At 69.6% G+C, this 6,767-nt stretch carries 7 protein-coding genes and 4 tRNA genes; 2 read left to right on the top strand and 9 right to left on the bottom strand.

Annotated elements, in window-relative coordinates:
* Window positions 1–248: 248 nt before the first annotated feature.
* Both pnuC and E1287_RS41140 read left to right on the top strand, forming a co-directional pair.
* Window positions 249–776, top strand: a complete 528-nt coding sequence (gene pnuC, locus E1287_RS41145) for a nicotinamide riboside transporter PnuC (RefSeq protein ID WP_131971222.1) — start codon at window positions 249–251, stop codon at window positions 774–776.
* A complete protein-coding gene (locus E1287_RS41140) occupies window positions 776–1,882 on the top strand; it encodes an AAA family ATPase (RefSeq protein WP_131971223.1) in 1,107 nt (368 codons plus the stop codon). The genes pnuC and E1287_RS41140 overlap by 1 nt, the downstream gene beginning before the upstream one ends.
* A gap of 15 nt (window positions 1,883–1,897) precedes the next feature.
* On the opposite strand, the gene E1287_RS41135 is transcribed toward E1287_RS41140, so the two are convergent.
* The 9 genes from E1287_RS41135 to E1287_RS46130 form a co-directional block, all read right to left on the bottom strand.
* Complete coding sequence (locus E1287_RS41135) at window positions 1,898–2,188, bottom strand: hypothetical protein (RefSeq protein ID WP_131971220.1); 291 nt, start codon at window positions 2,186–2,188, stop codon at window positions 1,898–1,900.
* Complete coding sequence (locus E1287_RS41130; protein WP_131971218.1) at window positions 2,185–2,496, bottom strand: hypothetical protein; 312 nt, start codon at window positions 2,494–2,496, stop codon at window positions 2,185–2,187. Before E1287_RS41130 ends, E1287_RS41135 begins: the two co-directional genes overlap by 4 nt.
* A 213-nt stretch (window positions 2,497–2,709) precedes the next feature.
* Window positions 2,710–3,942 carry an ROK family transcriptional regulator gene (locus tag E1287_RS41125; protein ID WP_243719795.1) on the bottom strand — a complete coding sequence of 411 codons (1,233 nt, stop codon included), beginning with the start codon at window positions 3,940–3,942 and terminating at the stop codon, window positions 2,710–2,712.
* Between the two features lie 125 nt (window positions 3,943–4,067).
* Window positions 4,068–5,909 (bottom strand): glycoside hydrolase family 3 N-terminal domain-containing protein, encoded by a 1,842-nt coding sequence (locus tag E1287_RS41120; protein WP_131971215.1) that lies wholly within the window; start codon window positions 5,907–5,909, stop codon window positions 4,068–4,070.
* 74 nt (window positions 5,910–5,983) lie between these two features.
* Window positions 5,984–6,055: transfer RNA gene (locus E1287_RS41115), tRNA-His, on the bottom strand.
* Between the two features lie 2 nt (window positions 6,056–6,057).
* Window positions 6,058–6,131: transfer RNA gene (locus E1287_RS41110), tRNA-Arg, on the bottom strand.
* Between the two features lie 11 nt (window positions 6,132–6,142).
* Window positions 6,143–6,215: transfer RNA gene (locus E1287_RS44430), tRNA-Met, on the bottom strand.
* Between the two features lies 1 nt (window position 6,216).
* Window positions 6,217–6,301 (bottom strand) — tRNA-Ser (locus tag E1287_RS41105).
* Between the two features lie 178 nt (window positions 6,302–6,479).
* A complete protein-coding gene (locus E1287_RS46130; RefSeq protein ID WP_243719794.1) occupies window positions 6,480–6,623 on the bottom strand; it encodes a hypothetical protein in 144 nt (47 codons plus the stop codon).
* Window positions 6,624–6,767: the final 144 nt, after the last annotated feature.

The raw sequence follows: 6,767 nt of genomic DNA, 5'->3' as shown, positions 1-6,767 counted from the left end.
CCGGCAAGGCTCAGCCGTTCCCCGACTCTCCGCACTTCGACGTGATGATCGTCGAACTGCCGCTGCACGGTGCCCTGCCGTAGATGCACCTCCCCAGAGTTCCCCAAGCCTTACCGGCGATGCACATCGAGTGCACCTGACGCCGGGAAGGGCGGAGATTTCTTCGGGAACTCCAGAGAGGTGTTTCGCGAGGTCAGCCCGGCGAGTCGTGGTCCGGCCGCAGGTCACCCCAGGGTGCCTGGCAGAACATCCTGAACTGGCCGATCGGCATCGCGAACGTGATCCTGCTCGGCCTGGTGTTCCTGGACGGCGGCCTCTACGCCGACTCCGGGCTGCAGGTCGTCTACGTTGCGCTCCAGGTGTACGGGTGGTGGGTGTGGCTATACGGCGGGGACGGCCGCGACGGGCTGCCCGTCCGGCGCACCCGGCGCACCGAGTGGGCGGCCCTCATCGCGGCGGGCGCGGCCGGCACCGCACTCCTGACCTGGTCCTTGTCCGTCTGGACGGACTCGACCGTGCCGTTCTGGGACGCCCTCACCACCGCGATCTCGCTCATGGCGATCTACGGTCAGTCGCGGAAGCTGCTGGAGTCGTGGTGGCTGTGGATCACCGCGGACCTCGTCTACATCCCGCTCTACTTCTACAAGGACCTGAAGCTGACGAGCGCGCTGTACGTCATCTTCCTGACGCTGTGCGTCTTCGGGCTGCTCGCCTGGCGCCGCGACTTCCGTGCCCGCGCCGTCCCCGGCCCCGGCCCGGCTCCGGTTGCCGCGTGATGCACGCGCACGGGCTGGTGATCGGCAAGTTCTACCCGCCGCACGCCGGTCATCACCATCTGATCGACGTCGCGGCGGCGGCGTGCGACCGGGTGAGCGTGGTCGTCGCCGCGTCCAGCGTCGAGAGCATCCCGCTGCCCCTGCGGACGGCGTGGCTGCGCGAGACGCATCCGCAGCCGCACGTGGAGATCATCCCGGTCGTGGACGACATCGAGATCGACTACGGGTCGGACGAGATCTGGTCGGCGCACGTCGCGTTGTTCCGGGCGGGCGTGGCGACGGCGTCGGGGCTCGGCGTGTCCGTGCCGCCAGTGGATGCGGTGTTCAGCTCGGAGGCGTACGGGCCCGAGCTGGCGAGGCGTCTCTCCGCCGTCCACGTTCCGGTCGATCCGCCACGTGAGCGCTTCCCGGTGAGCAGCACCGCCGTCCGCGACGATCCCGCGGGGAACTGGGAGTTCCTCGCACCGGCCGTCCGGGGCCATCTGGCGCGGCGCGTCGTGGTCGTCGGCGCGGAGTCGACCGGGACGACGACGCTGGCCCGCGCCCTCGCCGCGCACTACGCGGGCCGGGGCGGGGTGTGGGCGGCGACGCGATGGGTGCCGGAGTACGGCCGCACGTTCACCGAGGAGAAGCTGGCCGCCGCGCGCCGCGCCGCGGGCGACCCTTCGCTGTGGCTGGACGACCTGGCCTGGGAGTCCGCCGACTTCACCCGGATCGCCGAGCACCACGCCGCCATGGAGGACGCCGCGGCCCGGTCGGGTTCACCGCTGCTGGTCTGCGACACCGACGCGTTCGCCACCGCGCTCTGGCACGAGCGCTATCTCGGCTCGCCGGCGCCGGAGGTCGAGGCCGTCCATGAGCGCACCCAACACCAGTTGTGGATCCTGACCGATCCGGAGGGCGTCCCGTTCGAGCAGGACGGCTGGCGCGACGGCGCGTCGATCAGGTCATGGATGTCGGGACGCTTCGAGGAGGAACTGGAAGAACGGGCCCTGCCGCACATCACCGTCACGGGCCCGCACGAGAACCGCCTGGCCGCGGCCGTCGCGGCGACCGAGGACCTGCTGGCCAAGGGCTGGACCTTCAGCACCCCGCTGACCCCCTAGCCCTTGGCCGCTCTCTTACCCTGCCCAGCTGATGTCGGTGACCTGGAACTCCTTGATGTCACGGAGCACCAGGTAGGTGATGGACACGTCGACATCGTCAAGCGAGACGGTGTACGCGACCCCCACCTCGTCGAGCGCCCGGCCCGGCGGTGAAAGCCCCAGGTCGACGGCGGCGCCGCCCTGCCAGGCCAACTCGCAGAGGTACTCGACGAGACGGTCCTCGATCGGCTTCGGGAGGGAGTGATGGAGTATCTCGCCCGCCGTCTCGGAGCAGAACACCGTCCAGCCGCTCTTGGGAGCGGTCACACGTTGCCGCTTCGGAACCGCCGCCCGGCCCTGATCTCGTCCAGCGAGATCTTCTTGCCCGCGTTCATCTCCCTGACCGCCTTGACGTGGCGCTCCTCGCGGTCGGGCACCTGGCTGAACATGGCCTCGGCGTACCATCCGGACAGCAGGTTCGCGAGATCGGACCCGAACTCCGCCCGGGTGATCTCGCTGAGGAACTGGGCGCGCTTCTCCTCGGGAAGCCAGTCGCTGATGCCCTTGATCGTCCGCGGCACCCGGCGGACGCGCCCCATGGACGGCATGGGCGGTTCTAGCGGTTCAGCACTCATGTCGCTCCTGTCGCTCTCGTCGGTCCCCGCTCACCCGTACACGGAGACACTACAGCGCCCCACCGACAGGACGGCGGATCATTTCGAGAAGCGCAGAGCATTAACCCATTTGGACGTTATGAAACACAAAAGCGCTTTGCACGAATAGGAGCAGGTTTAACATTCGTAGACTGCCCGAAGCCCAATAAAGACCATTAGCGACCGCCGCCATCGTCAGGCGTCGGACGGGGTGGGCGGGCGGCGGTCGAGGCGGAAGAGGTCCTCGTCGATCCGGTCGAGGGCGAGCCGGACCGCGCCGAGACCGACCGCCTCGTCCGCCAACTCGGACGCCTCGATCCGGACGGGGCTCAGGCACAGCGGCGCGATCCGCCGGCGCAGCTCGGAGACCAGCAGGTCCCCGGCCCTGACCAGCGGCCCGCCGACCACGATCATCTCGGGGTCGAGGGCGAGGGCCATCGCCGCGACGCCGCGTGCCATCCGGGACGCGAGCCGTTCCACGACCTCCTTCGCCTCCGCCGCGCCCCATCCGGCGGCGTCCAGGACGCGGTCGGCGTGATCGACCCCCGCGCCCCGCAAGGCGGAGCCCGGCGAATCGACCTCCGCCGACGCGAAGGCGGCCAGCGCCGCGGCCGCCGCCTCCGGGCCGGCGTCCATCCCGGTGATGAGCGCGGCGGTGGTGTCGCGCAGCCCCAGCTCAGGCAGCATGCCGACCTCGCCCGCGGCGCCCCAGCGTCCCCTGTGAAGACGTCCGCCGATGAGCGCGCCCATGCCGGTGTGCAGGCCGGCGTGGACGCAGACGACGTCGTCGGCGTCGCGGGCGGCGCCGCGCCAACGCTCGGCCACTGCGGCGAGGTTGGCGTCGTTCTCGACGAGAACGGGACAGGAGAACGATCGGCCCAGCTCCCGGGCCAGCCGCACGCCCTCCCAGCCGGGCACGACCGTGCAGGACGTGACCGTCCCGTCGGGCGCGACGACGCCCGGCGTCCCGGCGGCGACGGCCAGCAGCGACCGGCGGTCGACGTCCGCGACCGCGAGACACTTCTTCACCGCCGCCCGGACCGCCGCGAGCCGCTCGCCGGGCGGTCCCTGCACGTCGAGCCCGGCGCGGTGCCCTCCGACGACGTCGCCGGCGAGGTCGGCGACGATCAGCCCCACCCGGTGCGCGTCGATGTCGATGCCGAGCGCGTGCCCGGCCTCGGCGCGGAACCGGTAGCGGCGGGCGGGACGGCCGAGCCCCGTGCCCGGACGCGGCGCGCTCTCGGCGGCGAGACCGCGGTCGATCAGTTCGGCCAGCACGCCTTCGGTGGTGGGCCTGGACAGCCCGACGCGTCCGGCCAGCTCCGTCAGCGTGGACTCGCCGCCGTCGCGCAGCGCCCGCAGGGTCGCGGCCGAGTTGAGGCGGCGGAGCACCGAGGGGTCGCCCCCGTGCAGGGAGGGTCGCGTCACCGGGGCACCCCTTGGCAGCGATGGGCGGACGAACGGCATTCACTTAGGGCAGGTATGTGCGAAATGGCGCGGCCGTATCTGGACGCATCCAAGAATACCGAGGTCAGAGGCACATTTCGGACGTATCAGTCGTCGTAGCTGAGACCGAAGCCGAACGGAAACAAAGGCTTCTTGCCGTCGCCCCGGTTGACGGGCTGCTGGGCGCTGTCGCGCATCCACGTGACCGGAAGCCGCCCGGTCGGTTCGGCCTCGCCGTACAGGACGTCGGCCACGCCCGCGCCCTCGGTGCCGGGGAGCCACGCCGCGACGAGCGCGTCCCAGCCGGGGAGCTGTGCGGCGATGTCCATCGGACGGCCCGACACCAGCACCACGATCACCGGGACGCCCGCGGCGCGCAGCCGGCCGATGGTCTTGAGGTCCTCGCCGTCGAGGCCGAGATCACCCGTCCTGTCCCCGTGGTACTCGGCGTACGGCTTCTCCCCCACCACGGCGATGGCGGCGTCGTAGGACCGGTCGATGCCCGTGCCGTCCTTGCTGTAGGCGACGGTGGCGGACGGGTCCGCGGCCTTGCGGATGCCGTCCAGGATCGTCGTGCCCGGTGTGATCGGCCCCGGCTTGCCCTGCCAAGTGATCGTCCACCCGCCGGACTGCGTGCCGATGTCGTCCGCGCTGCCGCCCGCCACGAAGATCTTGTCGTCGTCGTCCAGCGGGAGCACGTCATCGTCGTTCTTCAGCAGCACCTGCGACTCAGCCACGGCCCGCCGCGCCAGCTCGCGATGCGCCGCGCTGCCGACCGTCTTTAGGTACGACCGGTCCGCCAGGGGACGCTCGAAGAGCCCAAGCTCGAATTTCTTCCTAAGAATCCTTCGATTCGCGTCATCGATACGAGAAATCGGAACGCTCCCGCCCTTGACCGCGTCACGCAGGTATTCGATGAACCGGCGCCATTCCGTCGGCACCATCACCATATCGATCCCGGCATTGATCGCGGCGGCGACCTCCTCCCGCGTGAACCCGGGCCGGCCGTCGATCTCATCGATCCCCTTGTAATCAGAGACGACGAACCCATTAAATCCCAGTTCGCCCTTCAGCACGTCATTGATCAGATACCGGTTCCGGTGCATCTTCACGCCGTTCCACGAGCTGTAGGAGACCATCACCGACCCGACGCCCCGCTTCACCGCCGCCCGGAACGGCGGCAGATGAACAGCCCGCAGCTCCTTCTCCGATATCCGGGCATCACCCCGGTCGTCGCCGCCCTCCGTTCCCCCGTCCCCCACGAAATGCTTGGCCGTGGCCAGCACCGACGCCGGCCCGCCCAACTCCTCCCCCTGCAGCCCTTCAACCACCGTCGTCATCATCGACGGCAGCTCAGGCACCTCGCCGAACGACTCATACGTCCGCCCCCACCGATCGTTGCGAACGACGCAAACACAAGGCGCGAAGTCCCAATCGACACCCGTCCCCGCCATTTCCACCGCGGTCGCGGCACCGATCTCACGGACCAGACCAGGGTCGCGCGACGCTCCGAGCCCGATGTTGTGCGGGAAGATCGTCGCACCCACGACCGTGTTGTGGCCGTGCACCGCGTCCACCCCGTACATGATCGGGACGCGCAGCCGCCCGGCGAGCGCGGCCCGCTGCAGCCCGTCGTACATGTCCGCCCATTTCTCCGCCGTGTTCGGGCTGGGCGCCGACCCGCCGCTCGACAGCACCGAACCGATCCCGTACCGGGTGATCTCCTCCGGCGTGACGAATCTGCGTTCGGGCTGAGTCATCTGGCCGAGCTTTTCGTCCAGGCTCATCCGTCCGAGCAGATCGTCCACCCGCTCCCGGACGGACGGCCGCGGATCGAGATAGGGCGCGGACCCAGTCTCCGCCCCGGCGGGACCACCGCAGACGACGAGCGCGAGCGCGCCCGCCATGCCGGACGCCAGCAGGCGCGACTTCATGGAGGAGTTGAGCATGCGGAAAGCTTTTCCAGCATTCCTCCAATGCAACCGCGGCGTCTCGGCAATTTCTCATCGCCAAATCCCCACAGGGCCCCCGATCGGGATCGAACCGACACCTCCAGGACCACAACCTGGCGTGCAGACCACTACACCACGGAAGCCGCATCTCCGGCAGGACTCGAACCTGCGACCTCCGGGTCCGCAACCCGGCGCGCTCTCCAACTGCGCCACGGAGACTCGATATTGCGTACCGGGTGCAGGAATCGAACCTGCCTGCCGCGGCTTATGAAACCGCTGGACACACCAGCGTCCCCACCCGGTGCGGAGGGTGCGAGATTCGAACTCGCGCAGGGGTGACCCTGACGACGGCATAGCAAACCGCTGCCTTCCCGCTCGGCCAACCCTCCGGAAAACAAAAACCGCCCGCGATGCACGGGCGGCGTCAGAACGTGCGATTCACGTCCTCGAACGACTCCCGAGACCGAAAAGACTGCTATGCATTCGGCGACGCATGGCCTTCCCCTTCCGGTCTCGTTCTCCTTCGACGCCCATGATGCCGGGACGGTTCCCGTCCCGGCAAACCATTTACCGGCTGGCTCTGGGCGCGTCCAATGCGGTGTTCAATGCGCGGAGCGCGTGGTAGACGCGGAGCTTGACCACGTCCACCGGCACCCCCAGCGAGGCCGCGGCCTCGTTGACCGACCGGTCCCTGAAGACGGTCTCGGCCAAGATCTCACGATGCGCGGACGGCAACGCCTGGAAGGCCCGGGCCACCACCGCGGGGCCCCTCCGCTCCCCCGCCGACCCGGGAGCGAACGGACCGGTGCTCCTACCCATTCGCAGTGCCACGCCACGAACCTCGCACCCCAACCC

This window comes from Actinomadura sp. KC06 (assembly GCF_004348735.1).
Lineage (GTDB): Bacteria > Actinomycetota > Actinomycetes > Streptosporangiales > Streptosporangiaceae > Spirillospora.
Note: the sequence above shows the minus strand (reverse complement) of the source record. Positions and strands in the feature narration are given on the sequence as shown.

Bases quoted from the DNA above. Each gene is read 5' to 3' on its own strand.
- E1287_RS41140 (WP_131971223.1), top strand. From the start codon at position 776: ATGCACGCGCACGGGCTGGTGATCGGCAAGTTCTACCCGCCGCACGCC.
- E1287_RS41130 (WP_131971218.1), bottom strand. From the start codon at position 2,496: ATGAGTGCTGAACCGCTAGAACCGCCCATGCCGTCCATGGGGCGCGTC.
- E1287_RS41120 (WP_131971215.1), bottom strand. From the start codon at position 5,909: ATGCTCAACTCCTCCATGAAGTCGCGCCTGCTGGCGTCCGGCATGGCG.